The 26863-nt window shown below is 73.2% G+C and carries 26 protein-coding genes; 13 read left to right on the forward strand and 13 right to left on the reverse strand.

Annotated elements, in window-relative coordinates; genetic code table 11:
- The first annotated feature begins 86 nt into the window (after positions 1–86).
- Positions 87–650 carry a sigma-70 family RNA polymerase sigma factor gene (locus AB0J57_RS16495; protein WP_366128840.1) on the forward strand — a complete coding sequence of 188 codons (564 nt, stop codon included), beginning with the start codon at positions 87–89 and terminating at the stop codon, positions 648–650.
- Positions 647–1867, forward strand: coding sequence for a zf-HC2 domain-containing protein (locus AB0J57_RS16500; protein WP_366128841.1), 1221 nt, complete (start codon positions 647–649; stop codon positions 1865–1867). The genes AB0J57_RS16495 and AB0J57_RS16500 overlap by 4 nt, the downstream gene beginning before the upstream one ends.
- A gap of 348 nt (positions 1868–2215) precedes the next feature.
- On the opposite strand, the gene purU is transcribed toward AB0J57_RS16500, so the two are convergent.
- A complete protein-coding gene (gene purU, locus AB0J57_RS16505) occupies positions 2216–3067 on the reverse strand; it encodes a formyltetrahydrofolate deformylase (RefSeq protein WP_366128842.1) in 852 nt (283 codons plus the stop codon).
- A gap of 46 nt (positions 3068–3113) precedes the next feature.
- A complete protein-coding gene (locus AB0J57_RS16510; protein WP_366129101.1) occupies positions 3114–3560 on the reverse strand; it encodes a hypothetical protein in 447 nt (148 codons plus the stop codon).
- A 157-nt stretch (positions 3561–3717) separates the two neighbouring features.
- Here AB0J57_RS16510 and AB0J57_RS16515 point away from each other — a divergent pair, with 157 nt between their 5' ends.
- Positions 3718–5001 carry an ABC transporter substrate-binding protein gene (locus AB0J57_RS16515; protein WP_366128843.1) on the forward strand — a complete coding sequence of 428 codons (1284 nt, stop codon included), beginning with the start codon at positions 3718–3720 and terminating at the stop codon, positions 4999–5001.
- Positions 5002–5014: 13 nt separating this feature from the next.
- Here the strand turns inward: AB0J57_RS16515 and AB0J57_RS16520 are convergent, their stop codons facing one another.
- A complete protein-coding gene (locus tag AB0J57_RS16520) occupies positions 5015–6358 on the reverse strand; it encodes a hypothetical protein (RefSeq protein ID WP_366128845.1) in 1344 nt (447 codons plus the stop codon).
- Between the two features lie 157 nt (positions 6359–6515).
- Positions 6516–7898 carry a transcriptional regulator gene (locus AB0J57_RS16525; protein WP_366128846.1) on the reverse strand — a complete coding sequence of 461 codons (1383 nt, stop codon included), beginning with the start codon at positions 7896–7898 and terminating at the stop codon, positions 6516–6518.
- Positions 7899–8256: 358 nt separating this feature from the next.
- On the opposite strand from AB0J57_RS16525, the gene AB0J57_RS16530 reads away from it, so the two are divergent.
- From AB0J57_RS16530 to AB0J57_RS16540, 3 genes are all read left to right on the forward strand, one after another.
- Positions 8257–8961, forward strand: coding sequence for a bifunctional DNA primase/polymerase (locus AB0J57_RS16530; RefSeq protein ID WP_366128847.1), 705 nt, complete (start codon positions 8257–8259; stop codon positions 8959–8961).
- Positions 8962–9054: 93 nt separating this feature from the next.
- The gene (locus AB0J57_RS16535; protein WP_366128848.1) at positions 9055–9870 is read left to right on the forward strand and encodes an ABC transporter ATP-binding protein; all 816 of its coding nucleotides are present in this window, start codon (positions 9055–9057) and stop codon (positions 9868–9870) included.
- Positions 9867–11459, forward strand: a complete 1593-nt coding sequence (locus tag AB0J57_RS16540) for a transporter (RefSeq protein ID WP_366128849.1) — start codon at positions 9867–9869, stop codon at positions 11457–11459. The genes AB0J57_RS16535 and AB0J57_RS16540 overlap by 4 nt, the downstream gene beginning before the upstream one ends.
- Here the strand turns inward: AB0J57_RS16540 and AB0J57_RS16545 are convergent.
- Together AB0J57_RS16545 and AB0J57_RS16550 are read right to left on the reverse strand one after the other, a co-directional pair.
- Complete coding sequence (locus AB0J57_RS16545; protein ID WP_366128850.1) at positions 11446–12309, reverse strand: alpha/beta hydrolase; 864 nt, start codon at positions 12307–12309, stop codon at positions 11446–11448. The two genes, AB0J57_RS16540 and AB0J57_RS16545, sit on opposite strands and share 14 nt — an antisense overlap.
- Before the next feature lie 712 nt (positions 12310–13021).
- Positions 13022–13714, reverse strand: a complete 693-nt coding sequence (locus AB0J57_RS16550) for a metal-dependent transcriptional regulator (RefSeq protein ID WP_366128851.1) — start codon at positions 13712–13714, stop codon at positions 13022–13024.
- Between the two features lie 163 nt (positions 13715–13877).
- On the opposite strand from AB0J57_RS16550, the gene AB0J57_RS16555 reads away from it, so the two are divergent.
- Entirely contained in the window at positions 13878–14633 is a 756-nt protein-coding gene (locus AB0J57_RS16555; RefSeq protein WP_366129102.1) for an SIS domain-containing protein, read from the forward strand.
- A gap of 4 nt (positions 14634–14637) precedes the next feature.
- On the opposite strand, the gene AB0J57_RS16560 is transcribed toward AB0J57_RS16555, so the two are convergent.
- Positions 14638–15813 carry an ATP-binding protein gene (locus tag AB0J57_RS16560; protein ID WP_366128852.1) on the reverse strand — a complete coding sequence of 392 codons (1176 nt, stop codon included), beginning with the start codon at positions 15811–15813 and terminating at the stop codon, positions 14638–14640.
- Positions 15810–16469 carry a response regulator transcription factor gene (locus tag AB0J57_RS16565; protein WP_366128853.1) on the reverse strand — a complete coding sequence of 220 codons (660 nt, stop codon included), beginning with the start codon at positions 16467–16469 and terminating at the stop codon, positions 15810–15812. The genes AB0J57_RS16560 and AB0J57_RS16565 overlap by 4 nt, the downstream gene beginning before the upstream one ends.
- A 90-nt stretch (positions 16470–16559) precedes the next feature.
- Here AB0J57_RS16565 and AB0J57_RS16570 point away from each other — a divergent pair, with 90 nt between their 5' ends.
- Genes AB0J57_RS16570 through AB0J57_RS16585 form a run of 4 tightly spaced genes read left to right on the forward strand, consistent with a single transcriptional unit; the run spans position 16560 to position 19958 of the window.
- Positions 16560–17027, forward strand: a complete 468-nt coding sequence (locus tag AB0J57_RS16570) for a hypothetical protein (protein ID WP_366128854.1) — start codon at positions 16560–16562, stop codon at positions 17025–17027.
- Positions 17024–18079 carry a peptidoglycan-binding protein gene (locus tag AB0J57_RS16575; protein ID WP_366128855.1) on the forward strand — a complete coding sequence of 352 codons (1056 nt, stop codon included), beginning with the start codon at positions 17024–17026 and terminating at the stop codon, positions 18077–18079. Before AB0J57_RS16570 ends, AB0J57_RS16575 begins: the two co-directional genes overlap by 4 nt.
- Positions 18076–18759 carry an ABC transporter ATP-binding protein gene (locus tag AB0J57_RS16580; protein WP_366128856.1) on the forward strand — a complete coding sequence of 228 codons (684 nt, stop codon included), beginning with the start codon at positions 18076–18078 and terminating at the stop codon, positions 18757–18759. The genes AB0J57_RS16575 and AB0J57_RS16580 overlap by 4 nt, the downstream gene beginning before the upstream one ends.
- Positions 18759–19958, forward strand: coding sequence for an ABC transporter permease (locus AB0J57_RS16585; protein WP_366128857.1), 1200 nt, complete (start codon positions 18759–18761; stop codon positions 19956–19958). Before AB0J57_RS16580 ends, AB0J57_RS16585 begins: the two co-directional genes overlap by 1 nt.
- 265 nt (positions 19959–20223) lie before the next feature.
- On the opposite strand, the gene AB0J57_RS16590 is transcribed toward AB0J57_RS16585, so the two are convergent.
- Positions 20224–21537 carry a PAS domain-containing protein gene (locus AB0J57_RS16590; RefSeq protein ID WP_366128859.1) on the reverse strand — a complete coding sequence of 438 codons (1314 nt, stop codon included), beginning with the start codon at positions 21535–21537 and terminating at the stop codon, positions 20224–20226.
- 437 nt (positions 21538–21974) lie between these two features.
- Here AB0J57_RS16590 and AB0J57_RS16595 point away from each other — a divergent pair, with 437 nt between their 5' ends.
- Entirely contained in the window at positions 21975–22343 is a 369-nt protein-coding gene (locus AB0J57_RS16595; RefSeq protein ID WP_366128860.1) for a hypothetical protein, read from the forward strand.
- Positions 22344–22349: 6 nt separating this feature from the next.
- Here AB0J57_RS16595 and AB0J57_RS16600 read toward each other — a convergent pair whose 3' ends face one another.
- Genes AB0J57_RS16600 through AB0J57_RS16610 form a run of 3 tightly spaced genes read right to left on the reverse strand, consistent with a single transcriptional unit; the run spans position 22350 to position 25041 of the window.
- Entirely contained in the window at positions 22350–23186 is an 837-nt protein-coding gene (locus tag AB0J57_RS16600; protein ID WP_366128861.1) for an ABC transporter permease, read from the reverse strand.
- Positions 23183–24229, reverse strand: coding sequence for an ABC transporter ATP-binding protein (locus AB0J57_RS16605; RefSeq protein ID WP_366128862.1), 1047 nt, complete (start codon positions 24227–24229; stop codon positions 23183–23185). Before AB0J57_RS16605 ends, AB0J57_RS16600 begins: the two co-directional genes overlap by 4 nt.
- A 2-nt stretch (positions 24230–24231) precedes the next feature.
- Entirely contained in the window at positions 24232–25041 is an 810-nt protein-coding gene (locus tag AB0J57_RS16610) for an ABC transporter permease (RefSeq protein WP_366128863.1), read from the reverse strand.
- 120 nt (positions 25042–25161) lie between these two features.
- Here AB0J57_RS16610 and AB0J57_RS16615 point away from each other — a divergent pair, with 120 nt between their 5' ends.
- The gene (locus AB0J57_RS16615) at positions 25162–26040 is read left to right on the forward strand and encodes a winged helix-turn-helix transcriptional regulator (RefSeq protein ID WP_366128864.1); all 879 of its coding nucleotides are present in this window, start codon (positions 25162–25164) and stop codon (positions 26038–26040) included.
- A gap of 3 nt (positions 26041–26043) precedes the next feature.
- Here the strand turns inward: AB0J57_RS16615 and pdxH are convergent, their stop codons facing one another.
- Positions 26044–26670, reverse strand: a complete 627-nt coding sequence (gene pdxH / locus AB0J57_RS16620) for a pyridoxamine 5'-phosphate oxidase (RefSeq protein ID WP_366129103.1) — start codon at positions 26668–26670, stop codon at positions 26044–26046.
- Between the last annotated feature and the right edge of the window lie 193 nt (positions 26671–26863).

Here is a 26863-nt window from a genome sequence, read left to right on the forward strand (position 1 = left end):
CGCGCGGGACGCACTTGCCACAAAGAGGGGCGCGTTGTCGGTACGGCCCATTACATTCGAGAGGAGTCGGGTCGGGAGGGCTCCCTATGGCGAAGGACACACCACCGCGCTGGGACCGCAAGATGCAGCAGCGGCTGGCGCGCGGCGAGGCGGCCGCGCTCGGTGAGCTGTACGACCGCTTCGCCTCCCTCGTGCACAACACGGCGCACCGCGTCCTCGACGACGAGTCGGCCGCCGACCAGGTCACCCGCGAGGTGTTCGGGTACGTGTGGGAGAACCCGGACGCGTACGACCCCAGGCGCGAGGGCTCCATGCGCTCCTGGATAGCGAAGCTGACCCGCCGCCAGGCCGTGCACCGGCTGCGCCAGGCGGAGGCCAAGGCGTACGCGGAGCGGGGCGGCGGCTCCACCGAGGAGCTGGAGCAGAAGGTGCGCCGCGCGGCCGTGTCGGCCCGCGCCGACTTCATCGTCCAGTCCATGCCGGCGCCGCTGCGCGCCGCACTGGAGCTGGCCTATTTCCAGCGCCGTGACTACCGCCAGACCGCCGCGGACCTCGGCGTGACGGAGGACGAGGCGCGGCGCCGGCTGCGGCTCGGGCTCCAGTTGCTGTCCACCGCGAACACCCGGCCGCTGGACGGACGGGCGCTATGACCGGCCCGCTGGACGGCGGTGGCCACGGCGACGGCCACGAGGAGGTGGGCGGCGTGCCGCGCATACCGTCCCCGAGGCGGGCCGCCGACAACTGCGAGGCGCTGCCCGCGCCCGAGGTGGCGGCGGCGCCCCTGCCGCACAAGGTCCTCCAGTCGCTGCTCGGCGCGTGGGCGCTGTCCGCCTGCTCGCCCGAGGAGACGGTCGCCGTCGAGGAGCACCTGACCGAGTGCGCGCCCTGTGCGGAGGAGGCCCTGCGGCTGCGTGACGCGGTCGGCCTGCTGCACCACGAGCGCGACCTGGACCTGGACCCGCTGCTGCGCTCCCGGGTGCTGGAGAACTGCCTGGGCCGCCGCCCGGCGCGTATCCCCGTGCCCGACTGGGCCGGGCCGTACGACGCGGAGACCGCCCGGCTCGACGCGCTGCTGCGGGACATCGGCGACTCCGAGTGGCACGCGCCGGTGCGGCTCAGGTGGTTCGAGCGCGACCGGTCCGTCAGCCGCCGCACCACCGTCGCGGGGGTGATCGGCCACCTCCAGGCGGTCGACAGCCTCGTCGCGACGGCGATCGGCCTGGACGACTCGCTGTCGGCGAAGACCCCGGCCGAGCGGACCGAGGCGTACTGGCAGGGTGCCCACCACCCGCCCACCAGAGCGGTCCGCGAACCGTGGCGCGACCAGGCGCACACGCTGATCCGCACGGTCTCCTTCGCGGGGCGCGGCGTGGCGGAACTGTCCGTGTCGTACGGCGACTTCTCCCTGCCGCTGCGCGACGCGCTGCTCGACCGGGCCTTCGAGTGCTGGGTGCACGCGGACGACATCGCGACCGCCGTCGACTACCCGTACGAGCCGCCCAGCGCCGCCCACCTGCACGGCATGATCGACCTGGCGGCCCGGTTACTGCCGGCCGCCCTCGCCGACCGCCGCCGCGCGGGGCTCGCCGCCCCGGCCCGCCACCTCGTGACGGCCGGCGCCCCCGGCCGCTCGCTCCACCTGGAGGTCGAGGGCTCCGGCGGCGGCGACTGGTACATCGCCCTCGACTCCCCCGCCGCGATCGGCTCCCCCGACCGCAAGGTCGCCCAGGTGGCTCTGGACGCCGTCGAGTTCTGCCAGTTGGTCGCGGGCCACATCACCCCCGACGAAGCCGCCGCCGGCCAGGACGGCGACCGCGAAGCCATCCGCGACGTCCTCCTCGCCGCGGCCTCCCTGAGCCGCCTGTAGTCACCCCGGGGGCTGCCGCCCCCGGGCCCCTGGCGGGGGGTGATTACGCTGGGGCTGCGCCCCAGCCCCCTGGCGGGGGGACCGTTGGTTTACGCGGGGGCTACGCCCCCGCACCCCCAGGCGCGGCAGCTTCGCGCCGCGGGGGGAGGGGGCTTCGGGCTGCGCTGCGACCAGCGCAGGCTGCGCCCGCACGGCCTCACGTACCCGTTGTGGGCAGTCGTCCTGCAGGGCGATGGGGGGTCCCCCTGCTCGAGCGAAGCCGAGAGCTTGGGGGAGGGTGGGCACAACGGGACTGGGGCGGTGCCCAGCCGTGGGGCCCGGCCCACGGGTTCGTAGGGGTGGGAGCCCCTACGCGAAGACGACGGTGCGGCGGCCGTTCAGGAGGATGCGGCGCTCCGCGTGCCACTTCACCGCCCGCGCCAGCGCCTGGCACTCCACGTCCCGGCCGATCGCGACGAGCTGCTCCGGCGTGACGTCGTGGCCCACCCGCTCGACCTCCTGCTCGATGATCGGGCCCTCGTCGAGGTCGGCCGTCACGTAGTGGGCCGTCGCGCCGATCAGCTTCACGCCGCGCGCGTGCGCCTGGTGGTAGGGCTTGGCGCCCTTGAAGCTCGGGAGGAACGAGTGGTGGATGTTGATGATCCGGCCGCTGAGCTGCTTGCACAGGTCGTCCGACAGGACCTGCATGTACCGGGCCAGCACCACCAGCTCGACGTTCTCCGCGCGCACCAGCTCCAGCAGCTCGGCCTCCGCCTGCGGCTTGGTGTCCTTGGTGACCGGAATGTGGTGGAACGGAATGTCGTACGACGCGACCAGCTCGGCGAAGTCGGTGTGGTTGGAGACCACGGCCACGATCTCGACCGGCAGCGCGCCGATCCGCGTACGGAACAGCAGGTCGTTCAGGCAGTGACCGAACTTCGACACCATCAGCACGACCCGCATGCGCTCGTCGGCGCGGTGGATCTGCCAGTCCATCGCGAAGGAGTCCCCGACCGCCGCGAAGCTCGCGCGCAGCTTCTCCACCGTCACCGGCGCCTCGGCCGAGAAGTGGACCCGCATGAAGAACAGCCCGGTGTCCCGGTCTCCGAACTGCTGACTGTCCTCGATGTTGCAGCCGGTGATGAAGAGGTAACTCGAAACGGCGTGCACGATGCCCTGCTTGTCCGGGCAGGAGAGCGTGAGGACGTACTGGTCGGTCATCCTGGCAGGATGCCACATCCGGGCGACACCCCCGGACGGCGGTCCGTCACGCGGACCTCGTCATGATCCGCAGCACGTCCAGCGACCGCGGCGGCGCGTCCGGGTCCTCGCCGTCGTTGACGGCCAGCCGTACGTGGGCGTCACGGGCCGCCCGTACCGCCTCCGGCCAGCCGTGGTGCCCCATGTAGGCGGAGACGGGGGCGTCCGGCCCGACCTGGTGCATGATCCGCAGCACCCGCAGCACCGCGACGTCGACCAGCGCGGCCTCGCCCGAGTCGCGGAATATGGTGCCGACGTACTTCTCGGCGGACCAGTTGTCCAGCCAGGTGTCCTCGACCAGCCGGTACACGGCGTCGGTGACGTCCCCGTACCCGTCGAGGCCGGCCAGCCAGCACTCCTGGTGGAAGACGGGGTCGGAGAGCATGTGCAGCGCCGAGCGCACGTTGGCGCGCCAGCGCCACCACGGCATGTCGTTGAGCGGCATACCGCCCATGGTGGAGGAGCGACGGCCGCGACGGGAAGAGTTCACGGAAGCTGACACGTTTCGATCGTACGTTCCCCCGCACGGGCCGAGGACCGGCCCCCGCAATTCACCTCGACGTCACCGAGCGTTGAACCTGCCTCACTCCCGCGTTACCCATGAGGCGGAATTGTGCATGACCATGACCGGTAACGGCAGGCGACGCTCTTCCTCCACCCTCTCCCTCATCAGGACCGCGGCGGCAATCGGCTCGGCGTGCCTCCTGGCCGGGTGCGGGGTGCTCCCTGGGGCCACGGGGGGCTCCAGGGAGCCCCTCACCGTCATGACGTGGGCGCCCGAGAACACCCGCGCGACCAATATGCCCGGGATGCCGGCCATGGGGCAGGCGTACGCCCGGTGGATCAACGCCAGAGGCGGCATCAACGGCCGCGAGCTGCGCGTGCTCACCTGCAACGCGGGCAACGAGCCGGCGGCCGCCGCCGCCTGCGCCCGGCGCGCGGTCCAGGAGGGCGTGGTCGCCGTCGTCGGCTCGTACAGCCGCAACGGCCGCGCCTTCATGCCGCCGCTGGAGGCCGCCGGAATCCCGTACATCGGCGGCTACGGCCTCACCGACGACGAGTTCCGCAGCCCCGTCTCCTACCCGGTCAACGGCGGCCAGGCCGCGCTGATGGCCGGCAACGGCATCCAGCTCGCGGACGCGTGCGACCGCGTCTCCCTCGTCCGGCCCGACTCCATCACCGGCGCCGACCTGCCGCTCATCCTCAACTCGGGCCTCGCCCAGGGCCACCACCGCACCGCCGCCGACATCCCGGCCGCCGACGACGCCGGCGAGTACACCGAGGAGGCCCGGCAGTCCCGCAAGCGGGTCGGCGACGAGGGCGGCTGCGTCACCGCCGCCCTCGGCGAGCACACCGCGAACTTCTTCGACTCCTTCCGCCGCCTCCCTCCCGACGGCCGGGACGTCAAGGTCTCCTCGGTCCTCGGCAGCGTCGACCAGCCGCTCGTGGACCGCACCGGCGGCGCCAACGGCCCCTTCGAGGGCGCCTACATCACCGGCTGGTACCCGGAGGCGGGCGACGAGCGCTGGGACGCGATGAAGCGGGTGATCCGCGAGCACGCCTTCGCCGACAACCGGATCGACCCGGCCGACGCGGGCGTCCAGACGACCTGGATCGCGTACAACGTCCTGACGGCGGTCGTCGAATCCCTCGGCGACGAGGAAGTCACCTCCGGCCGGATCGGCCAGGCGCTCGACCGCGGCGTGCGGGTCGACACCGGCGGCCTGACGCCGCCGCTGCGCTGGCGCTACGAGGACATGCTCGGTACGCCGGACCTGCCGCGGATCGTGAACCACCAGGTCACCTTCCAGGTCGTACGCAAGGGACGACTGGTGGCGCAGACGGACGGGTTCGTCGACGTCGGCCCGACGCTCCGGAAGGCCGCCGCCCTCTAACCTCTCAGCGGCTTCAGAGCTGGTTCGGCTGGCGCGGGGTGAGGTTGTACGTGCCCGCGATGCCGTTCCAGAGCGGGGCCGCCTTCCTCTTCGCGGTCGTCGCGTCACCGCTGTCCTTGTTGCCCTGGGCGAAATGCCCCGTGCTGCGCGCCTTGCCGCCCTTGCAGCCCTTCTTGCCCTTCACCTCGGCGGCCCAGGCCGCGTAGTGGTCGTCGGCGGAGGCGGACGCCTGCCAGGCCTCCGTCAGCGCGGTGGTCAGCGCGGCGTGGTTGGGCAACTTGTCGACGGCCAGGCCCTGGAGCCGGGTCACCAGTTGGCGGCGCTGCCCGGCGGCGCCGTGCAGATCCGTGGCTGCCTGGTCGAGGTTCTGGCACTTCTTGATGCTCTCGACCGAACGGATCACCGTGTCGCGGCTGTTGTTGCTGTCCGCGAGGAGCTTGTCGAGGGCCTCCGCCTGCGTCCTGGCCGGGTCGGGCGCGGCCTGGGATCCGGCCGCGCCCGGGGTGGGCGAGCTGGCGGCGGCGACGTCGGTCTTGTCGGACGCGCCCTTCTTGTCGTCGTCGCCCCCGCTGAGCAGGGCACCGGCGCCCAGCCCGAGGACGGCGCAGCCGACGACGACGGCGGCGATCAGCGGCAGCTTCGACGACCGGCGGGGCGCGGCGGGCTCCCGGTACGGGTCCTGGTAGGGCTGCTGGGGCTGGTGCTGCTGGGGCTGGTGCTGCCGGCGCGGGGCCTGGGCCGCCGCCCCGTACGGGGGCATGTGCTGCGTCGCGGCCGCGTCGTCGCGGAAGAGGCTGTCGAACTCGGCCGGGGGCTGCCGGTCACCGGGCGCCCCGGGGCGTATCCCGTAGGGCGCGCCGGACGGCTGGGGCGGGACGGGCGGGATGTACTGCGTGGCGTCCGCGTCGTGGCCCGCCGGGCGGGTGCCGAGGAACTGCGTCGACTCGGCCGGGCTCTCGGGGGGCAGCGGCATCGGCATGGGCATCGGTCCGGCGCCCGGCGTGGCGACCGGCGGCAGGTACTGCGTGGCGTCCGCGTCGCCGGCGCCCGGGGTGACCTCGGGCGGCAGCGGCTGGGCGACGGTCCCGTACGCGTCCTGCTGCGGCGGCTGGGGCTGCTGATGCTGGTGCTGGTGCTGGTGCTGCTGGTACGCCCCCGGCTGCTGCGGCTGCTGCGGCGGGAGGGGCTGCTGGTGGCCGCCCGGCGGTCCCCAGGGGCCGCCCCACGGCTGACCCCCGGCCGGTCCGGCGTCCCTCGCGCCCCAGGTCTCACTGCCCTCGGCGGGCAGCACGACACCTTCGTGCGCGGGCCGCGTCGCGGGAAGGTGCGGCTCCTGACCCTGTCCGCTCTGCGTCACCGGGACTCCTACGTGTAAACCTGTAAACCTACGGAAGCGTCGGCTCACGCTACCGGGTGACGCAGAGCCTGCGCACACGTGTGTGGCGGCAGTAACAAGAACCTTCCCGAAGACGCTGATACCGAAGTCGCGATACCTCGCCGCCCCGGAAGCCGCCTCAGGCGGCCTGGAGCTCCAGCCGGGCGCCGAATTCACGGACGGCGGGCTCGTTCGCGTACGGCTCCAGGCGCTGTTGAAGGTCGTCCAGGTATTCCGCGCCCCTCGACGAACGCAGCGTGCCCAGCAGTTCGGCCGCGCGCGTGCCCGTGTGGCAGGCGGCCTCCACCTCGCGCTGCTGGACCTGCGCCGTGGCCAGCAGCACCAGGCCGATCGCCCGCCGCCGCGCCCGCGCCTCGGGGTGGCCCTCCAGCGACTCGGTGGCCGCGCGCGCCGCCTCCTCGGGCCGGCCCAGGTCCCGGTAGCAGTGGGCCAGTTCGTCGGCGAGGTACGCCCGGTCGAAGTGGGCGATCCACGCCGGGTCGTCACCCGCCTCCGGGTCCGCCCGGTCCATCGCGGCCACCGCCCGGGCCGCCACCTCCTGGCACACGTGCGCGTCACCGAGCAGGGCGTGCCCCCGCGCCTCTGCCGCCAGGAACATCGCCTCCGCCCTCGGCGGCACGTGCCCCCGCGCCCCTTCCTGGGCGGCCCGCGCCAACTGGGCGATCTCGCGCGGGTTTCCGAGCTGCGCCGCCAAGTGGCTCATGGACGCGGCCAGTACGTACCCGCCGTACCCCCGGTCCCCGGCCGCCTGCGCGAGCCGCAGCGCCTGGATGTAGTACCGCTGCGCCAGCCCCGGCTGCCCCGTGTCCACCGCCATGTACCCGGCCAGCTCCGTCAAGCGGGCGACGGCGGCGAAGAGTTGGCGGCCGACGGTGTCCCGGTACGAGCCGGACAGCAGCCCGGAGACGACGCTGTTCAGGTAGTGCACCACCACGGGCCGCACATGGCCGCTGCCGAACCGGTGGTCCAGCTCGACCAGTGCGGCCGTCATCGCCCGTACCGCCTCGACGTCCGCCATCCCGACCCGGGCCCCGGCCTGGCGGGCGACCTGCGGATCGGCGGCCGTGATCAGCCAGTCCCGGCTGGGCTCGACGAGCGCGGAGGCGGCCACCGTCGAACCGGACAGGAAGTCCCGCCGGCCCACGTCACTGCGCCACAGCTCGCAGACCTGCTCGATGGCCCCGAGCACGGTCGGCGAGAACTGCAACCCCACGCCGGAGGCCAGGTTCTTGCCGTTGGCCATGCCGATCTCGTCGATCGTGACCGTACGCCCCAGCTTGCGGCCGAGCGCCTCGGCGATGATCCCGGGGGCCCGTCCGCGCGGCTGCTGGCCGCGCAGCCAGCGCGCCACCGACGTCTTGTCGTACCGCAGGTCGAGCCCGCGCTCCTGCCCGACCATGTTGACGCGGCGGGCGAGCCCGGCGTTGGAGCACCCTGCTTCCTGGATGAGAGCCTGCAACCGTTCGTTCGGCTGACGGGCGACGAGCGGCCTCGCTGCCATGACTACCCCCTGTTGCCGCGGTGATCAGTCTCGCTGATCACTGCCCGGCTGATATACGGAGAATGCAGAAGTTGACCTGCGAATACTGACGAAACCGATGAAGCACCAAGAAGGGCACGGACAGTTACGGAAGAGCACGGATGAACGTGTGGCCCTCCTTGGCGCGATGAAGACCGATGAAGCCTGATACGTCATGCGATATCGGTAGACCGGTCACCTCCCCCGACTGTGGCTACCCGGCCACCGCTCCCGGTCCCCATGCGCGCCCCCGTCCGTGCATCCATGCGCCCCGGATGCCGAATCGATGCGCCTCGGCCTCCCGTCCCGCGCCCCGTAACCCCGGGTGGGGCCGGTAGTTGTGCTGACCGTGGAAGAGACCATCGGAGTCACGGAAGCCGCACAGATCCCCAAGCAGCGAGGCGAGCAGTTGCTGGACAGCGCCGTGCGGTACGCGGAAGAGCGGCACTGGGACGTGTTCCCCGGCACCTGGCTGGAGGCGGTCGACGGCATGGAGCGGTGCTCGTGCGGCGACACCGCGTGTCCCGCGGCGGGTGCGCACCCCGCCCGGCCGGACTGGGCGACCCAGGCGACGGGCAGCGCGGTGGTGGCGCGCCGCCTGTGGGGGAAGCAGCCGAAGGCGTCGATCCTGCTGCCGACGGGCCGCACGTTCGACGCGCTGGACGTGCCGGAGGCGGCGGGCTTCCTGGCGCTGGCGCGGATGGAGCGGATGGACCTGACGCTCGGCCCGGTCACCTGCACCCCGGACCGCCGGATGATGTTCTTCGTCCTGCCGGGCGCCGCCGCCAAGGTGCCGGACCTGGTGCGCAAACTGGGCTGGTCGCCGAGCGGCATCGACCTGGTGGCGCGGGGCGAGGGCCACTACGTCGCGGCGCCGCCGACCCGGGTGGGCGGGCACGGCGCGGTGCAGTGGGCGCGCCGCCCCACGCCGGCGAACCGGTGGCTGCCGGACGTCGAGGAGCTGATCTGCCCGCTGGCGTACGCGTGCGCCCGGGAGGCCGCCACCGCCAGGGAGGCCGCCGCGGCGCGGGCCCGGCAAGGCTGAGCGGCGCAGACTGCCGGATTCTGCCCCTGCGTGCGTCCCGGCCCGTCCGTAGGGTGGTTCCCGTAACGACGGGGACGACGGAAGGCAGTGACCATGCCGGACGGGACGGTTGGTGACGTGGCGGGTGGAGCGCCGGGGGCGGCGCCGCCCGCCGTTCGCGTCGAGGGGCTGTGGAAGCGGTTCGGCGAGCAGATCGCCGTCGCCGGGATCGATCTGACGCTACCGGCGGGCCGGTTCATCGGGCTTGTGGGCCCGAACGGGGCGGGCAAGACGACGACCCTGTCGATGGTGACGGGGCTGCTGCGGCCCGACCAGGGGCGGGTCGAGGTGGTGGGGCACGACGTGTGGCGGGACCCGGCGGCGGTGAAGGCCCGCATCGGGGTCCTGCCGGAGGGGCTGCGGCTGTTCGAGCGGCTGTCGGGGCGGGAGCTCCTCGCGTACACCGGGCGGCTGCGGGGGCTGCCCGGCGCCGAGGTCGACAAGCGGGCCGCGCAATTGCTGGACGTGCTCGACCTCGCGGGGGCCCAGCACAAACTGGTCGTCGACTACTCGACGGGCATGCGCAAGAAGACCGGTCTCGCCGCCGCCCTCCTTCACAACCCCGAAGTGCTCTTCCTCGACGAGCCGTTCGAAGGCGTCGACCCGGTGTCGGCCCAGACGATCCGGGGCGTCCTGGAGCGGTACACCGCGTCGGGCGCCACTGTCGTCTTCTCCAGCCACGTGATGGAGCTGGTGGAGTCGCTGTGCGACTGGGTCGCGGTGATGGCGGCCGGCCGGATCCGGGCGCAGGGCACGCTGGCGGAGGTGCGGGGCGGTGCGCCGTCGTTGCAGGCGGCGTTCCTGGAGCTGGTGGGCGCGCAGGGGCGGGACACGGGCGAGTCGCTGGACTGGCTGGGCGGTGCCCGGTGATCTCCGTCTTCGTACGGCTCAAGCTGTCCCTGTTGCGCAATGGGCTGCGGCAGTCGGCGGGGCGTACGGCGGCGTACGTCACGTCCGCCGTGCTGGCGCTGCTGTTCGCGGCGGGGCAGTTGCTGGGGCTGGTGCTGCTGCGGGGCAGTGAGCACGCGGCCACCGTGGTGGTGTTGCTGACCGGGCTGGTGGCGCTGGGGTGGGCGGTGATGCCGCTGTTCTTCCCGAGTGGTGACGAGACGCTCGATCCGACGCGGCTGGTGATGCTGCCGCTGCGTCCGGGACCGCTGGTGCGGGCGCTGTTGGTGTCGTCGCTGGTGGGTATCGGGCCGCTGTTCACGCTGTGCCTGGCGGTCGGGTCGGCGGTCGCGCTGGCGCGCGGGGCGTTCGCGGTGGCGGTCGCGGTGGTGGCCGTGCCGCTGGTGCTGCTGGTGTGCGTGGCGCTGGCGCGGGCGGTCGCGGCGGGGAACGTCCGGCTGCTGACGTCCCGCAAGGGCCGGGACCTGGCGGTGCTGAGCGGTCTGGTGATCGCGGTGGGCATCCAGTTCGTCAACTTCGGTGCGCAGCGGCTCGGCCGGGCGGGCGGCCTGTCGGCGCTGGACCCGGCTGCGGAGGTGGTGCGGTGGGTGCCGCCCGCGTCGGCGTTCGCCGCGGTCGATTCGGCGGGCGAGGGTGCGTATGGGGAGGCCGTGGCCGGGCTCCTGCTGTCGGTGGCGGCCCTCGGGGCGCTGCTGTACGCGTGGCGGCGCAGCCTGGAGAAGCTGATGACGGCCCCGGACGGTTCGACGCTGGCGGCGGCCTCGCGCCCGTCCCGCCGCGAGTCGGCGGCCTCCTCCGGGCCCGCCGGCCGCCTGTGGCCCGAGGGGCGTGCGGGGACGGTGATGCAGCGGAGTCTGCGCTATGTGGCGCGTGACCCGAAGACCAAGGCGGCGTGGGTGACATCGCTGGCGATCGGCCTGATCGTGCCGCTGTTCAACGCCTTGCAGGGCACGGGATCGGTGTACTTCGCGTGCTTCGCGGCGGGCATGCTCGGCATCCTGATGTACAACCAGTTCGGCCAGGACACCTCCGCCTTCTGGATGGTCGCGATGACGATCTCCTCGGCGCGGGACGCCTACGAGGAACTCCGGGCGCGGGCGCTGGCACTGGCCCTGATCACCCTTCCGTACGTGGTCCTCGTGACCGCCCTGACAGCGGGCGTGCTCGGCGACTGGCAGGTGCTGCCCGACGCGCTGGGCCTGTCGTTCGGGGTGCTGGGCGCGATGCTGGGCACGGGCGCGGTGGCGTCCGCCCGCTTCCCGTACTCGATCCCGCAGGACAGCGGGTTCAAGAACGTGGCGCCGGGTCAGGCGGGGCTGGCGTGGATCTCCATCCTGGGCGGCATGGTCACGGCGGCACTGCTGTGCGCGCCGCTGATCGCCCTCACGGTGTGGCTGAACGCGACCGGAGCCGACATGGCGGCGCGGCTCTTCCTCCTCGCCCTGGGCGCCGGCTGGGGCACGCTGCTGACCTGGGCGGGCCTCCGCCTCGCCGCGCCGCGCACGGCGGACCGGCTCCCGGAGATCCTGACGGCGGTCAGCAAGGGCTGACGTCCTCCAGGAAGGGCGTGATGGCCGCGCGCCAGCCGTCCGGCCGGTCGTAGTGGACGAGGTGGCCGGCGTCCGGTACCTCGGCGTACCGCCCGTGGGGCAGGACGCGGACCATCTCCTGGGCCTCCGCACGGCCCAGTTCGCCGTCGAGGCCACGGACGACGAGGGTGGGGCAGCGGACCTGGGCCAGCGACTCCCAGTGGGCGTCGTAGACCCAGGTCTCGCGGGAGGTCAGCATCTGGCGGCGGGAGAACAGGGGGCGCCAGCCGTCGGCGCCCTCGGTCATGACCTCGGCGAAGAACTCGCCGCGCGCCGGGTTGGGGCGCTCCACCCGGGGGTCGTCCTCGCCGAACCACTTCCGTACGTCGGCGAGCGTGGCGAAGGGCAGCGGCCAGGAGCGGAACCACTCCTCCCACTCCCGCTGGGACGCGGCACCCAGGGCGGAGGCCCGCATGTCGCAGATGACGAGCGCCCGCACGAGGTCGGGGCGCTCGGCGGCGAGCTGCCAGGCGGTCAGGGCGCCCATGGAGTGGCCGATGAGGATCGCCGGGGCGATCCCGAGCTGTTCCACCGCGGCGGCGGCGTCGGCCACGTACGCCTCCCGCGTGAAGGGGGCCTCGGCGGGCTTGTCGCTGCGCCCGTGCCCACGCTGGTCGAGCGCGACGGCCCGGTGCCGCTCGGCGAGCCAGCGCGCGGTGGAGGCCCAGTGCGAGGCCCGGCCCATCAGGCCGTGGAGGAGGAGCACGCCCGGCACCTCGTCACCGGACGTCCGGCCCTTGGGCGGGTCGGCGAACTCCCAGGCGGCGAGGCGTAAGCCGTCGGCTCCGGTCAGGTCGATGCGTCGCACCATGTGTCCTGACACCCCCTTCTGTCACGTGCGCAGCCAGACTATCGAACCTGCATTCGAAAACGGGGCTCTCGCTCGCAACACCGCTCGTTCGAGTGACCCGGCTCAAGGATTGACGGCCGCCGCCGAGGGGAGATCTTCATCGGGAGGCGGGCCGCTCGGGGAAAACGGTCCGAGGGGGACGACCCTGAGAGCTCGGGGCTCCGGGTCGACACAGGGGAGGTGAGGCCCCGGCGCCGATGGGCGCCGGGGCTCTCCACATGTGACGGCCGCGTCAAGCCGGCTCCCCTCCCCGCGCGCTCAGGTCTGCCCGAGGCCAAGACTGGCACGCGCCGGGCGCGCCCGCTGCCGTTCCGCACACTTGCGGGGCTCGCACCGGGCTCCGCCTTCGTTTGCGGACCAACGGCCCGCAGACGGCCGACGGCCGGGGTGGGGCCGTGCAGGGTCGCCCCCGCAGAGGATGGGGGTCCCCCCTGCTCGAGCGAAGCCGAGAGCTTGGGGGAGGCGAAGCCCGGGCTCCCAAGCCCGTGACCCAAGGCCGCCGGCCTCGAGGAGGTGAGCCCGGAGGGGCCCCGCCCCCACCCACCGGGGTGGCCGCCGCCCCACCGACCCACACCCGTGGTCACCGGGAACAGGCACCGCCCCGGACCGGACCGTTTGTGCCCACCCGTGCCGCCCTGCGGCACGAATGCCCACAAACGGTCGAGGTGACCCGTCAGCGCTTGGCGACGAAGACGTGGGCGGCGACGTCGGCGCCCAGTTCCGCGGCTTCGCCGCTGCTGCCGACCAGGACGCCGCCCGGGGACTCGGTGACGCTGACCACCGAGCCGGGCTGGACGCCCGCGCGGCGCAGCGTGTACATGAGCTGGGCGTCCGTCTGGATGGGCTCGCCGATCCGGCGCACCACCACGGTCTTGCCCTCCGTGCCCGCGTCGAGCTCGGCCAGCGACACCATGCCCTCGTCGAGGAACGCCTCGGCCTCCGCCTTCTCGCCCAGCTCCTCCAGGCCCGGGATCGGGTTCCCGTACGGCGACTCCGTCGGGTGCCGCAGCAGCTCCAGCACGCGGCGCTCCACCGCCTCGCTCATCACGTGCTCCCAGCGGCACGCCTCGGCGTGGACCTGCTCCCACTCCAGGCCGATCACGTCGACCAGCAGGCATTCGGCCAGCCGGTGCTTGCGCATCACGCGGGTGGCCAGGCGGCGGCCCTCGTCGGTCAGCTCCAGGTGCCGGTCGCCCGCGACGGTCACCAGACCGTCCCGCTCCATCCGCGCGACCGTCTGGCTGACGGTCGGCCCGCTCTGGTCCAGCCGCTCGGCGATGCGGGCGCGCATGGGCACCACACCTTCCTCTTCGAGCTCGAGGATGGTGCGGAGATACATCTCCGTGGTGTCGATCAGTCCGGACATACGTGCCCCTCGAAAGATTCGTGCGCTGGCCCTGACTCAATTCTTGCGCATCGCGCCGACAACCGTGCCGCCCTGTGGACAAGCCCGGTATTGACAGAGCAATGGTCCAGACCGCAACGTGATCCGCGACACGGAGAGAAGGGGCCCGACGATGCCTGACGCCATCGGCGAGAGCAAGCTGGCCGGTCGATTCTTCGACGCCGCGATCGGCCTGCTCCAGCGGGTGCGGGACGAGGAGGCGAGGAACATCGCCGCCGCCGGTGCGGCCATCGCCGACACGGTCGCCGACGGCGGCCGGCTGTTCGCCTTCGGGGCGGGCCACTCCTCCCTCGCGGCCCAGGACGTGGTCTACCGGGCCGGCGGCCTCGCGCTGGTGAACCTGCTCGCCGTGCCGGGTGTCGTCGGCGTCGACGTGATGCCCGCGACGCTCGGCTCGGCCCTGGAGCGGGTGGACGGCCTCGCGGGCGCGGTCCTGGACTCCTCGCCCGCCAGGGCCGGCGACGTACTGATCATCGTCTCGCTGTCCGGCCGCAACGCCCTGCCCGTCGAGATGGCGATGAACGCCCGCGCGCTGGGCCTGAAGGTCGTCGGGGTGACGTCGGTGGCGTACGCGGAGGAGACCAAGTCGCGGCACGTGTCGGGCACCTTCCTCAAGGACCACTGCGACATCGTGCTGGACTCCAAGATCGCCGTGGGGGACGCGGAGCTCACCCACGAGGGCGTCGAGGCCCCCTTCGCACCGGCGTCCACGGTCGTCACCAGCGCCGTCATGCAGGCGGTGATGGCGGCCGCGACCGAGGCCCTGGTGGCGCGCGGCATCGAGCCGCCGCTGCTGCGCTCCGGCAACGTCGACGGCGGCCACGAGTGGAACGGCCGTGTGATGAACGAGTACGCGGACCGGATCTTCTTCCGCCACTAGGGCGCTAGAACGCGACCCGCACCGTCAGGCCGCCCTCCGGGGCCGGGTTCGCCGTAGCCGTCGCCGACGCCCCGTGCGCGCGGACGATGGAGGCCACGATCGACAGGCCCAGGCCGGCGCCCTCCGTGCCGGTGTGGTGGAACGGCTCGAAGAGCAGCGGGACCGTGTCCGGAGGAACCTGCGGGCCCGTGTTGGAGATCTCGATGCCCGACGGACCGGTCCGCACCTCCACCCGGCCGCCCGCCCGGTTGTGCCGGATGCCGTTCGCCACGAGGTTGTGCACCAGCCGGTCCAGCAGGACCGCGTCGCCCTCGGCCGTCAGCGGCTCCGCCCGGACGGTGACCGTCACCTCCCGCTCGGCGGCCTCCCCCGCGAGGGCGTCCACGGCCGCCCGGGTGACCTCGTGGACGGCGACCGGCGCGACGTCGCCCGACAGGCCCTGGTCGGACGCGGCCAGCAGCAACAGCCCGTCGATGATCCGCTCGCTGTCGTCGGCGACGCCGATCAGTTTCGTACGGATCCGGGCCACCCTCTCCGCGTCCGGCTCACCCGCCAGGCCGATCTCCGCCGCCGCCCGCTGCACCGCCAACGGGGTGCGCAGCTCGTGCGCCGCGTTCGCCGCGAACCGCTGCTGGGCCCCGACGAGCTGCTCCATCCGTTCCAGCATCCCGTCGAAGGTGTCCGCCAGCCGCTTCAGCTCCCCCGGCGGCCCCGCGAGCCCGATCCTCTCGTGGAGGTTCTCGCCGGACAGCCGCCGCGCCGTCTCCGTGATCACCGCGACCGGCCGCAGCACCCGCCCCGCCATCCACCACGCCACGGCCACCGAGACCACCGCGTACGCCACCAGGACCAGCAGCGACACGGTCAGCAGCCGGCTGAGCGCGGCGTCCTCGGCGGCGTCGCTGAGCTGCCGGGTGACCGCGTAGCCGCGTACGGCCAGGTCCGACGGCGCGGGCGTCGGCATGGGGCTGGCCGGCACGGCCGAACGGGTCGGCGCCGGCACGGAGGGCTCGAACGTCGAGGCCGGGACGGCCGTCGTGACCGCCGTACTGATCGACGTGTACAGCCCCTGCCGTACGAGGACGTAGACCACGCCCGTGAGCAGGGCGCCCGCCAGCACCAGCAGCCCGCCGTAGAGGGCGGTGAGCCGCGCCCGTTCACCGCCCGGAAGGAGGCTCATGAGCCGATCCGGTAGCCCGCGCCCGGAACCGTCTCCACCACGGGCGGCTCGCCCAGCTTGGCGCGCAGCTTGCTCAGGGCGACCCGGACCGCGTTGGTGCGGTAGCTGGTGTGCTCCTCCCAGACCTGCTCGATCAGGTCCTCGCCGCTGACGACCGCCCCGTCCGCGCGCAGCAGCGCCTCCAGGACGGCGAACTCCTTGCGCGACAGGTGCAGGTGCCGTCCGTCGCGGCTGGCCTGCCGGCGGGCGGTGTCCAGCACGATGCCGGCCCGTTCCAGGACGGGCGGCAGGGCGGGCCGTGCCCGGCGGCCGAGCGCCAGCACGCGCGCGAGGAGCTCGTCGTACGCGAAGGGCTTGGTCAGGTAGTCGTCGGCGCCCAGGCCCAGCCCGTCCACCCGGTCCCGTACCGTCCCCGACGCGGTCAGCATCAGGATCCGGGTCAGCAGCCCCTGCTGCACCACCCGGCGGCACACGTCGTCGCCGTGCAGGCCCGGCAGGTCCCGGTCGAGGACGAGCACGTCGTACGCCCCGAACTGGAGCTTCCGCAGTGCCTCCAGGCCGTCCGAGGCGACGTCGACGGCGAGCGCGTCACGGCGCAGCCCCTCGGCGATCATCTCCGCGAGGAAATCCTCGTCCTCCACCACCAGTACGCGCATGGGTCCTGTGTAACCCACGGGCACCTTTCGCCGGTGTTAACGAATTCCTTGGCAGCGGCGAAACACCCGTCCCGGGCACCCTCCACAGCCATGAGAATCCGACACTGCACAGCCATCGCCGCCCTCGCCCTGCTCGCCGCCGCCTGCTCGGGCACGGAGAGCGGGACCAAGAGCGAGGACGTCAGCGGCGAGGGCAAGAAGGCCGACCAGGCCCTGGAGTACCGCAAGTGCCTGCGTGAACAGGGCCTGGACGTGCCCGAGCCCAAGCCGGGGCAGGACGAGCGGGGCATCACCATCGGCGGCGATCTGAGCAAGGAGCAGATGGAGAAGGCCTTCAAGGCGTGCCAGGGGAAGGGCGGCGCCGCCGGCTCGGAGATCACCCAGGCCGACAAGGACAAGGCGCTGAAGTACGCCCGCTGTATGCGTGAGAACGGCGTCAACATGCCCGACCCCAAGTTCGACGGGTCGATGCAGCAGGCGCTGCCCATGCCGTCGGCCGGCCCGGAGAAGGAGAAGTTCGACAAGGCGATGAAGGTCTGCGGGGGCGAGAGCCGGTGACCCGCCGACGACTGGTCGTCGCGCTCGCCGTCATCGTCCTGGCGGCGGGCGGCGGCGCCGCCGTGACCGCGTACAGCGCGCCCGAGCGGAAAACCGCCCCCAAGGAGACCCTGCCCGCGACCGCCACCGTCGAGCGCGGTGACCTCAAGGACAGCAGTCAGCAGACCGGCACCCTCGGCTACGCCAAGGAGCGCCGCATCAACGCCGGTCCCTCCGGCACCCTCACCTGGATCGCGGGCGCCGGTTCCACCGTCGAGCGCGACGAGCGGTTGTACGAGGTCGACGGCCGGCCCGTCCGGCTGATGTACGGCAGCGGGCCGATGTACCGGACGCTGAAGCCCGGCGACAAGGGCAGGGACGTCGAGGAGCTGGAGGAGAACCTCCGCGACCTCGGGTACGGCTCCGGCCTCGCCGTCGACGAGAAGTACACCGAGGGCACCGCCGACGCCGTCAAGCGCTGGCAGGAGTCCCACGACCTGAAGCAGACCGGCCGCATAGGGCCCGACCAGATCACGTTCGCGTCCGGTTCCGTCCGGGTGAAGGAGACCGGCGCGGCGCCCGGCGACCCGGTCGGCCCGGGCAAGCCGGTCCTCACCGTGACCGGCGCCGAACGCGTGGTCCGCTTCCAGCTCCCGGTGTCCGACGGGTCCCTGGCGAAAACCGGCACCAAGGTGACGGTCGAACTGCCCGACGGCACCAGCGCGCCCGGGAAGGTCACGGGTGTCGGGAAGACCGCCAAGGCGGGCGACGACCCTCAGGACAAGACCCCGAAGATCGACATCACGGTGTCGTTCGACGACCCGGCGAAGGTCAAGGCGTTCGACCAGTCGCCGGTGACCGTCAACCTCACCGGCCAGACCCGCGAGAACGTCCTCTCCGTCCCCGTCAACGCGCTTCTCGCCCTCCCTGGAGGCGGTTTCGGTGTCGAAGTGGTGGAGAAGGGCCGCGGGCGGGACGTGAAGGTGGAGCTGGGCATGTTCGCCGAGGGCCGGGTCGAGGTCAGCGGCGGCGGACTGCGCGAGGGCATGAAGGTCGGGGTGCCGTCCGTATGAGCACGGTCGTACGCCTGACCGGCGTCACCAAGGAGTACGCGGGCGGCGTCACCGCGCTCGACGGCGTCGACCTGGCCATCGGGCAGGGCGAGCTGATCGGGATCGTGGGCCCGTCCGGGTCCGGCAAGTCCACGCTGCTGCACATCGTCGGCACGCTGGACCGGCCGACGGCGGGGCACGTGGAGATCGCCGGGCACGACGTGGCCGCCCTGTCCGACCGGCGCCTGTCGGCGCTGCGCGCCCGGCACATCGGGTTCGTGTTCCAGGCGTTCCACCTGGTGCCGGGCGTCAGCGCCCAGGACAACGTCGCCGAAGGGCTGCTCTACTCCGGCCTGCCGCGTGCCCGGCGCCGCGCCCTGGCCGCCGAAGCGCTCGCCCGCGTCGGGCTGGCCGACCGCCGCGGGCACCGGCCGCACGAACTGTCCGGCGGGCAGAAGCAGCGGGTGGCCATCGCCCGGGCGGTGGCCGGCCGCCCGGACCTGCTGCTCGCGGACGAGCCGACCGGGGCTCTGGACACGGCGTCCGGGGAAGCCGTCATGGAGCTGCTGCACGACCTCAACGCGGAGGGCGCCACCATCGCCGTCATCACGCACGACACGGAGATCGCCGCACGACTGCCCCGCCAGGTGCGTATCCGGGACGGGCGGATCGTCGCGGACGTACGGGCGGTGGCGGCCTGATGCCCCGTACGAAACTCAAGGCCGCCCGGCTCGGTCCGCGTGACGTCCTGCACGTCGGCGCCGCCGGGCTGCGCAGCCGGCCCGTGCGGATCGTGCTGTCCGCGCTCGGCATCGCGATCGGGATCGCCACCATGATCGCGGTGGTGGGCATCTCCGCGTCCAGCAAGGCGCAGTTGATGCGGCAGCTCGACGCGCTCGGCACCAACATGCTGGTGGCCACGCCCGGCGAGTCGATGTTCGCCGGGCAGGACGTCAAGCTCCCCAAGGACGCTCCGGGCATGGTCGGCCGCATCGACGGCGTACAGCAGGCCGGCGCGACGGGGGACGTGAAGCACTCCGTGCGCCGCTCGGAGAAGATCCCCGAGGAGGAAACAGGCGGCATCGCGGTGAAGGCCACGACGGAGGACCTGCTCAAGGTGCTGCGCGGCCGAGTAGGCCACGGCACCTGGCTGAACGCCGCCAACGGCCGCTACCCGTCGGTGGTCCTGGGCCACGTCGCCGCCCAGCGGCTCGGCATCACCGAGCCGGGGCGTCAGGTGTGGATCGGCGACCGGTACTTCACGGTCGTCGGCATCCTCGACCCCCTGCCGCTCGCCCCGGAGATCGAACGCTCCGCCCTTCTGGGGTGGGCGGCGGCCGAACGGCTGCTCGGCTTCGACGGGCACCCCACGTCGGTGTACGAGCGGTCCACGGACGCGTCGGTACGGGACGTACGGGATGTCCTCGCCGCCACGGTCGACCCGCGCAACCCGCAGAACGTCCGGGTCACCGACCCGTCGTCGGCACTGCGGGCCAAGGCGGCGACCGAGGGCGCCTTCTCCACGCTGTTGCTCGGGCTGGGCGGGATCGCGCTGCTGGTCGGCGGGGTGGGCGTCGCCAACACCATGATCATCTCGGTGCTCGAGCGACGCCACGAGATCGGGCTGCGCCGCTCGCTGGGCGCGACCCGGGGCCAGATCCGCGTCCAGTTCGTCACCGAGTCGCTGATGCTCTCGGGCCTCGGCGGCCTGGCGGGCGTGGCCCTCGGCGCGGCGGCCACCGGCGCGTACGCCACGTCCGGCGGCCTGCCGTGGGTCGTCCCGCCGTGGGCGGTGGGCGGCGGCTTCGGCGCGACGCTGCTCATCGGCACGCTCGCCGGGCTCTACCCCGCCGTGCGGGCGTCCCGCCTGTCCCCGACGCTGGCGCTGCACGCGGCGTAGTGACCCCCTACCGTCCGACGGACGACGGCCGGGGTGGGGCCCTGCAGGGTCGCCCCCGCAGAGGTTGGCGGCGAGGGGTGGGCTCCCCTGCCCGTAGCCCAAGGCCGCCGGTTTCGAGGAGGCGAGCCCGGAGGGGCCCCGCCCCCACCCACCGGGGTGGCCGCCCAGCCCACCGACCCGCACCGGGGTCACCGGGAACAGGCACCGCCGTGCGGAACGACTGCCCACAACGGAAGGCGACCGCGCGCGGGGGCAACGCTTCCGCTTAACCCTCCAGCATGGAGGCCAGGTCTACCGCCGAGGCGACGCGGACCGAGATGGTCTGGGCGTAGACCGCGTCCGGGCGTTCGAAGGCGGGGCGGGAGGCGGAGCGGAGGAAGGTGAGGACGCCGAGTGTGCGGCCGCGGCTGCGGAGCACCGTGCACAGGGCGTGGGCCGCGTCCGGGGGCCAGTGGCGGTCGGTCGCCCAGGAGTCCGAGGTGGCGCTCGCCCGCACCGGCCCCGCCCGGTCCACCGCCTGCAACGCCGGGTGCCCGGCCGCGTACCGCACCGGGATGCCCCCGCCCGTGAGGCGGGCCACCGGGCCGGGCGCCCCGGTCGGGGAGGCGGCGGCCCGCACGAGCCGGTCGCCCTGGAAGAGGTCCACCAGCGCGTGGTCGGCGAAGCCGGCCAGCGCGAAGTCCAGGTACGTGGCCGCCGCCTCCATCGGGTCCTCGCACTCGGCGGCCGCGCTGCCCGCCCGGTGGAGCTGACTGGACCGGAACCGCAGCCGGTCGGCCTCCTGTTCCGCCAGCCTCGCGTCCGTCACGTCCTGGAACAGCCAGCCGACGCCCAGCGGCACCGGCTCCTCCGCGAGCGGGGACGCCAGCCGCAGGAAGCCGCTGCGCCAGCACCGCCGCCGCTCGCCCTCCGGCGTCCGGAGCGTCACCCACAGCTCGACCGGCGCCTTGGGCGCGCCTTCCGCCAGGACGTGGTGCAGGGCGCCCTCCAGTTCCTCCACGCCCTGCACGACGACTTCGCCGAGCGGCCGCCCGAGCAGCGTCGTACGCCCGGCGCCGAGCGCCCGCGCGGCGTGTGCGTTCACGACGGTGGGGCGGAGGTCCACGTCCACCAGCACCACGCCCCAGGAGGCGTCCTCGAACAGCGCCTCGCTCAGCGCGATGGACCGCTCCAGGTCGATCTGGGCGTGCACCTCGCTGAACGCGCAGTACACCCCGGCCGGCCTGCCGTCGGCGCCCCGCACCCCGGCCGACTGGGTCCGGACGAGCACCCGCCCGCCGTCCTTGCGGAGGAGGGCGAACTCGTGGACCTGGCGGCCGGGCGCGTCCATGACGGCCATCAGCCGCCGGTGTACGTCGTCGGCGTCCGCGCTGCGCACGGCCCATCCGGCGAACCCGCGCCGTCCGACGGCCTCCTCGGCGCTCCACCCGAGGATGCGCTCGGCTTCCCGGTTCCAGTGGGTGAGCACCCCGTCGGCGTCGAACGCGCACAGCGCGGCGTCCATCCCGTCGAGCAGCGCGGCGAGCAGATCCGCCCCGGTCGCGGCCCGCCCCTCGGTCTCGCTCCTGGACGCACTCATCCCGGCACCCCCTGCAGGACGTGTACTCGCGTGCGTGCACGTGCACGCCCGGTCATTCAACTGGAACGTGACTCAGAGCACAGCCGGTTCCCGGAAATCACCTGGCGCGAAAAACCGGTTGTGGGACGCCGGGGCCGTTCCTAGGGTGTGGGGCACACGAAGAAAGGAGGTGATCCGGAAGTGGTTTCTTTTCGGATGCGTGAGGTGACTGCGGGCTGAGGCCTGTTGTCGCACTCTGTGCAATGTCGGCAGGCCTCCTGCCGCAATCCCAAGCAGTCACCGACCCGCGGGTTCGCCGGCACATCCGGCCGGCCTCTCCGTCAGGAGAGCCAGAGCCCGCGGGTTTCTGCTGTGAGTATCCGGACCCACCGTTCCGAGTACCCGTCTGAGTACCCGCCACGATGTCCGGCCCACCGGCCGGCGCCCAGGATGGCGGCATGAACGCCACCGACTCACAGGGCCCCACCGCGCCGGGCCACTCCGCGCTGGGCCACTCCGCGCAGGGCCCCTTCGCGCCGAGCACCAGAGCCGTACGCGTCTTCGCCGGGATCGGACTGCTGCTGCTCGCGGTCACGTTCGTCGGCACCCTCGTCATCCTGCTGCGTCAGGCCTACGTCGGCGACGGCGCCAACGGCCCCCTGACCGAACTGGCCATGTGGTCGCTGGGCCTGTCCGGCCTGGTCGGTCTGTGGGCGCTGTGCCTCCCCCGCGACGCCATCAGCCACGCCGTACGCCGAGGAGCGGTGCTCGCCCAGTACGCGCTGGCCGTGGCAGGACCGCTGCTGGCGGTCGTCGACTTCTCGTAGAACGCGCTACGCCAGGCTCAGCCGCCCCGTCCGCTGCGAGCGTGCCTCGCCCGCGCGGAGGATCAGGGCCGCGGCGCACAGCAGGAGCGCGCTGAGGGCGGCCAGGCCCGTAAGGGCGGGGGCCAGCTCGGTGAAGGTCCGGGATTCGAGAAGCGCGCCGCGCACCGCGAGCAGACTGCCCGTCAGGGGGAAGACCGCGCCGACGAGCTGGACGGCCACGGGGAGGGCGAAGTTGGGGAGGCGGACGGCCGAGACGAACCAGAGGGGCTCGTCGAGGATCGTGTAGAGGAACGCCGAGTCCCGGGAGAAGACCAGCAGGCTGTTGAGGAACGCCCCCCACGCCACGGCCGGGACCAGCAGGGCCAGGAACACCACCCCGTACATCCACCACGCGGCGACGGACAGGGTGCCGAAGCCGGCGAGGGCGGCGACGGTGAAGCAGGTGAGGAGCCAGGCGTTCTGGAGGAGGGCGCCGGTGCCGTTGGCGAGCATGAGGGTGAGGCGTCCGGCGGGGCTGAGGAAGAGCAGCTCCAGGGTTCCGGTGGTGCGCTCGAAGGACAGGTGCCAGGCCGACTGGACGAGCGAGAAGAAGAAGGCGTACGCGAGGGTGCCGGTCGCGAGGAAGGCGAGGAGCCGTTCCGGGTCGGCGGCGAGCGGCCAGTTCGCGGCGGCCGGCGACGCGGTGGCGACGGGGCGCAACGTGTAGTAGGTGGTGGCGAGTTGCAGCACCGGCCAGACGAGCATGGAGAAGACGACGAGGGGCTGGCCGAAGAGGCGGCGGTGCTGCTTGAGCGCCTCGGCCGCGAAGACGCGCAGGGCGTGACGGAAGGGGCTGCCGGTCATGCCGCGCTCCCCGCCGCGACCCCGGCGCCCGCGCCCCCCGCACCCGCAGCCCCAGCGCCCGCGCCCGCGCCCCCGGCGCCCGCGGCGAGCGTCAGGATCGCGTCCTCCAGGCTCGCCTCGGCGATCTCCAGGCCACCGATGGAGCCGCCCGCCCCGACGATGGCCGCCGCGAGCGGGCCGGCGATGTCGTCGGGGTGGCGCAGGGTGATCAGCTCCGTGCCGTCGGGCCGCCGTTCCACGACGGCGCCGAAGGGGGCGACGGCCGCGGCGGTGCGGGGCGTGGGGTTGGTGACCGTGACGCGTACCGTGCGGTGGCTGCCGGTCGCGGCCTTGAGCTGCGCCGGGCTGCCCTCGGCGAGGTGGCGGCCGGCCGAGATGACGTACACGTGGGAGCAGAGTTCCTCGACCTCGGCCAGGTAGTGGGAGGTGAGGAGCACTCCGGTGCCGCCCGCGGCGAGGTCGGCGACGACCCGGCGGAGGTCGCGGGCGATGGGGGCGTCGAGGCCGAGCGTCGGCTCGTCGAGGAGCAGGTAGGCGGGGCGGTTGATCAGGCCGCGGGCGATGGCGAGGCGCTGCGTCATGCCGCGCGAGTACCGCTCGACCATGGTGTCGGCGGCGTCGGTGAGGCCGACGAGGGCGAGGAGTTCGCCGATGCGGGTGCGCAGCTCGGCCTTCGGCACGTCGTAGAGCTGGCCGAAGTACCAGAGGTTCTCCCGGCCCGTCATACGGGTGTAGACCATGCGCTCGCCGCCCGCGATGAGGTTGATCCGGCGGCGTACGGCGCGGGCGTCGGCGACCGTGTCGAGGCCGTCGACCGTCACCGTGCCGGAGGTGGGGCGCAGGAGCGTCGCGAGGGTCTTGATGGTGGTGGTCTTTCCGGCGCCGTTGAGGCCGAGGAGGCCGGTGACGCGGCCGGGCGGGATGTCGAGGTCGAGCCCGTCGACGGCGGTCTTGAGCGTACGGGGGCCGAAGAGGCCCGCGTCGCGTACGGGGAAGTCCTTGCGCAGCGCGCGGACCTCGATGCCGGTCGGGGTGGCCTTCATCTTCAGTACGTCCTTTCGACGGCGCGGGCCTCGGCGCGCGGCAGGTACCGCAGCCCGGCGAGCAGGTGGACGGCGGTGAGCGCGAGGCAGGTGACGAGCCGGGGGGCGAGGCCGGCGAGGGTGTGGCCGCCGGTGAGGGAGCCGTGCAGGACGTCCATGGCGGCGGTGGTGGGGAGCGCCTCGGCGAGCCACTGGGCGGGCTCCGGGAGGTAGGCGCGGGGGAAGGTGAAGCCGCACAGCAGGCCGAGCACGATGAAGACGGTGTTCTGGGAGATGTGCGCCTCGCCCGCCGCGATCATCAGCCCGCCGAGCCCCACCGAGAGGGCGAACACGGCGGCGACGAGGGCGAGCGCTCCGGCGAGCGCTCCGAGCGGCGAGGCGACCGGGATCGTGATGCCGAGCAGGCCGATGACGACACCGAGGGTGAGGAACTCGACGAGGCTGCTGAGCACCGCGAAGCCGGTGAAGCCCAGCAGGTAGGGCAGCCGGGCCGCCGGGGCGATCAGCAGGGCGCCGAGGGTGCCCTGGCGCTGTTCGGTGATGAGCGCCTTCGCGGACCACAGGATGAGGCGGACGGTGAACTGGAAGGCGGTCGCGCCGACCGCGATGTAGGCGAGGTACGCGGCGGGTCCGGCGCCGCTGCCGGCGGTGAAGTCGTCGCCGACGTGGCCGCCGCCGATGGCGTGGTAGCCGAGGTAGGCGAGCGAGATGGTGAGCGCGGCGGGCAGCACGGTGCCGACGGCGTAGGTCCATGGATAGGCGCGTCTGGTCATCTGCCAGGTGCGCCAGGCGGTCGCCCGGGCAATGGGCACGGCCGGTTCCTCCCCCGAGTCGGTCGAGTCAGTTCCCAATGGAAACTCGATGCGCGTAAGTTTCTATCGGGAACTCACTCGGTGGCGCAAGATGGAGCCCGTCGAGAGGGAGAGGACGCCATGAACAGAGCAGTGCCCGAGCGCGACGCCGCCTGCGCCGTCGCGCACGCCGCCGCCGTCGTCGGCGACTGGTGGAGCCTGCTGTTGGTACGGGAGACCGCGCGCGGCCGGCACCGCTTCGACGAGTTGCAGCACGAGCTGGGCATCTCGCGGAAGGTCCTCACCGAGCGGCTGAACCACCTCGTCGACAGCGGCGTCCTGGAGAAGGTCCCCTACCAGCAGGCGCCCGTGCGCCACGAGTACCGGCTCACCGCCGCCGGACGCGCCCTGCTGCCCGTCCTGGTCGCCATGCAGGACTGGGCCGACCGCTGGCTGCTCGGCGACGGCACCCTGACCGCGTCCGCCGACGAGGACAGCGCCGAGGCGCGGCGCGTACTGGCCCTGCCGGGCACCCGGCTGCCGCGCCTGACGCTCCCCGCGCACACCGGCGGCGAACTGGACCCGGTGGACGGCCGCGCGGGCGCCACCGTGCTCTTCGCCTACCCGGCGACCGGGCGCCCGAGCCCGCTGCCGGACGGCTGGTCGGACATCCCCGGCACGGTCGGCTGCACCCTGGAGAACCGGCTCTTCCGCGACGCGTACGGCGACTTCACGGCGGCCGGGCTCGCGGTGCGCGGCGTCAGCACGCAGCGGCCCGACGAGCAGCGGGCCTTCGCCGCCGCCGAGGACATCCCCTTCCCGCTGCTGTCCGACATGGACAGCCGGCTGTCGGCGGCGCTGCGGCTGCCGACGTTCCGGGCCGGCCAGGGTCTGCGGCTGAAGCGGGCGGTGCTGGTACTGGACCGGGAGCGTGCCGTACGGCACGTGCAGTACCCGGTGACGGACATCCCGGCGGCCGTGGAGACGGCACTGGCCGAGGCCCGCCGCGTGTCCGCGTGACCGTCAGGGCGACAGCCGCTCGACCCGCCAGGCCTCGCCGTCCCGGACGTACCGCAGCCGGTCGTGCAGCCGGTTCTCGTGGCCCTGCCAGAACTCGACCGTCTCGGGTGCGATCCGGAAGCCGCCCCAGTGCGGCGGGACGGGCACCTGCTCGCCCTCCGGGTAGCGGGCCGCCAGCTCCTCGTACCGGGCCAGCAGCTCCGCCCGCGAGGCGATCACCGACGACTGCTCGCTCGCCCAGGCGCCGAGCTGGGAGCCGTGCGGGCGGGTGCGGAAGTACGCGGCCGTCTCGTCGCGCCCGACGCGGGACGCGGTGCCGGTGACGAGGACCTGGCGGGCGACCGGGTGCCAGGGGAAGAGGAGCGAGACGTACGGGTTGGTCTCCAGCTCCGCGCCCTTGCGGGAGCCGTAATTGGTGAAGAAGACGAACCCTCGCTCGTCGTAGTGCTTCAGCAGCACCGTGCGTGCCGACGGCCGGCCGTCGGGCGTGGCCGTGGAGACGATCATGGCGTTGGGCTCGACGATGGCGTCACTGTCGACGGCCTCCTTGAACCAGCGCGCGAACTGGTCCATCGGCCCGGGCGCGAGGTCCGCCTCCAGGAACTCGGCGGTGCGGTACTGCTCGCGCATGGCGGCGGGATCGAGAGCTGCTGGGTCAAGAGCGTCTGTCACAAGGCCATCCTGCCGTAGCGAGGCAGTCTGCCCGGCACCGCGTGCCATTAATCCTCCCTGACCGGTTCGGCGGAGTGTGCCGGATGTCACGCTTCCCCGCATCGGAGGAACCCGACAGACTCATGCGCTGGGTCACTGTTCCCTCCCCACG

The organism is Streptomyces sp. NPDC049837 (assembly GCF_040674455.1).
Lineage (GTDB): Bacteria > Actinomycetota > Actinomycetes > Streptomycetales > Streptomycetaceae > Streptomyces.

Bases quoted from the DNA above. Each gene is read 5' to 3' on its own strand.
- AB0J57_RS16495 (WP_366128840.1), top strand. From the start codon at position 87: ATGGCGAAGGACACACCACCGCGCTGGGACCGCAAGATGCAGCAGCGG.
- AB0J57_RS16500 (WP_366128841.1), top strand. From the start codon at position 647: ATGACCGGCCCGCTGGACGGCGGTGGCCACGGCGACGGCCACGAGGAG.
- purU (WP_366128842.1), bottom strand. From the start codon at position 3,067: ATGACCGACCAGTACGTCCTCACGCTCTCCTGCCCGGACAAGCAGGGC.
- AB0J57_RS16510 (WP_366129101.1), bottom strand. From the start codon at position 3,560: ATGGGCGGTATGCCGCTCAACGACATGCCGTGGTGGCGCTGGCGCGCC.
- AB0J57_RS16525 (WP_366128846.1), bottom strand. From the start codon at position 7,898: ATGGCAGCGAGGCCGCTCGTCGCCCGTCAGCCGAACGAACGGTTGCAG.
- AB0J57_RS16535 (WP_366128848.1), top strand. From the start codon at position 9,055: ATGCCGGACGGGACGGTTGGTGACGTGGCGGGTGGAGCGCCGGGGGCG.
- AB0J57_RS16545 (WP_366128850.1), bottom strand. From the start codon at position 12,309: ATGGTGCGACGCATCGACCTGACCGGAGCCGACGGCTTACGCCTCGCC.
- AB0J57_RS16550 (WP_366128851.1), bottom strand. From the start codon at position 13,714: ATGTCCGGACTGATCGACACCACGGAGATGTATCTCCGCACCATCCTC.
- AB0J57_RS16560 (WP_366128852.1), bottom strand. From the start codon at position 15,813: ATGAGCCTCCTTCCGGGCGGTGAACGGGCGCGGCTCACCGCCCTCTAC.
- AB0J57_RS16565 (WP_366128853.1), bottom strand. From the start codon at position 16,469: ATGCGCGTACTGGTGGTGGAGGACGAGGATTTCCTCGCGGAGATGATC.
- AB0J57_RS16570 (WP_366128854.1), top strand. From the start codon at position 16,560: ATGAGAATCCGACACTGCACAGCCATCGCCGCCCTCGCCCTGCTCGCC.
- AB0J57_RS16580 (WP_366128856.1), top strand. From the start codon at position 18,076: ATGAGCACGGTCGTACGCCTGACCGGCGTCACCAAGGAGTACGCGGGC.
- AB0J57_RS16585 (WP_366128857.1), top strand. From the start codon at position 18,759: ATGCCCCGTACGAAACTCAAGGCCGCCCGGCTCGGTCCGCGTGACGTC.
- AB0J57_RS16590 (WP_366128859.1), bottom strand. From the start codon at position 21,537: ATGAGTGCGTCCAGGAGCGAGACCGAGGGGCGGGCCGCGACCGGGGCG.
- AB0J57_RS16595 (WP_366128860.1), top strand. From the start codon at position 21,975: ATGAACGCCACCGACTCACAGGGCCCCACCGCGCCGGGCCACTCCGCG.
- AB0J57_RS16600 (WP_366128861.1), bottom strand. From the start codon at position 23,186: ATGACCGGCAGCCCCTTCCGTCACGCCCTGCGCGTCTTCGCGGCCGAG.
- AB0J57_RS16605 (WP_366128862.1), bottom strand. From the start codon at position 24,229: ATGAAGGCCACCCCGACCGGCATCGAGGTCCGCGCGCTGCGCAAGGAC.
- AB0J57_RS16615 (WP_366128864.1), top strand. From the start codon at position 25,162: ATGAACAGAGCAGTGCCCGAGCGCGACGCCGCCTGCGCCGTCGCGCAC.
- pdxH (WP_366129103.1), bottom strand. From the start codon at position 26,670: ATGCGCGAGCAGTACCGCACCGCCGAGTTCCTGGAGGCGGACCTCGCG.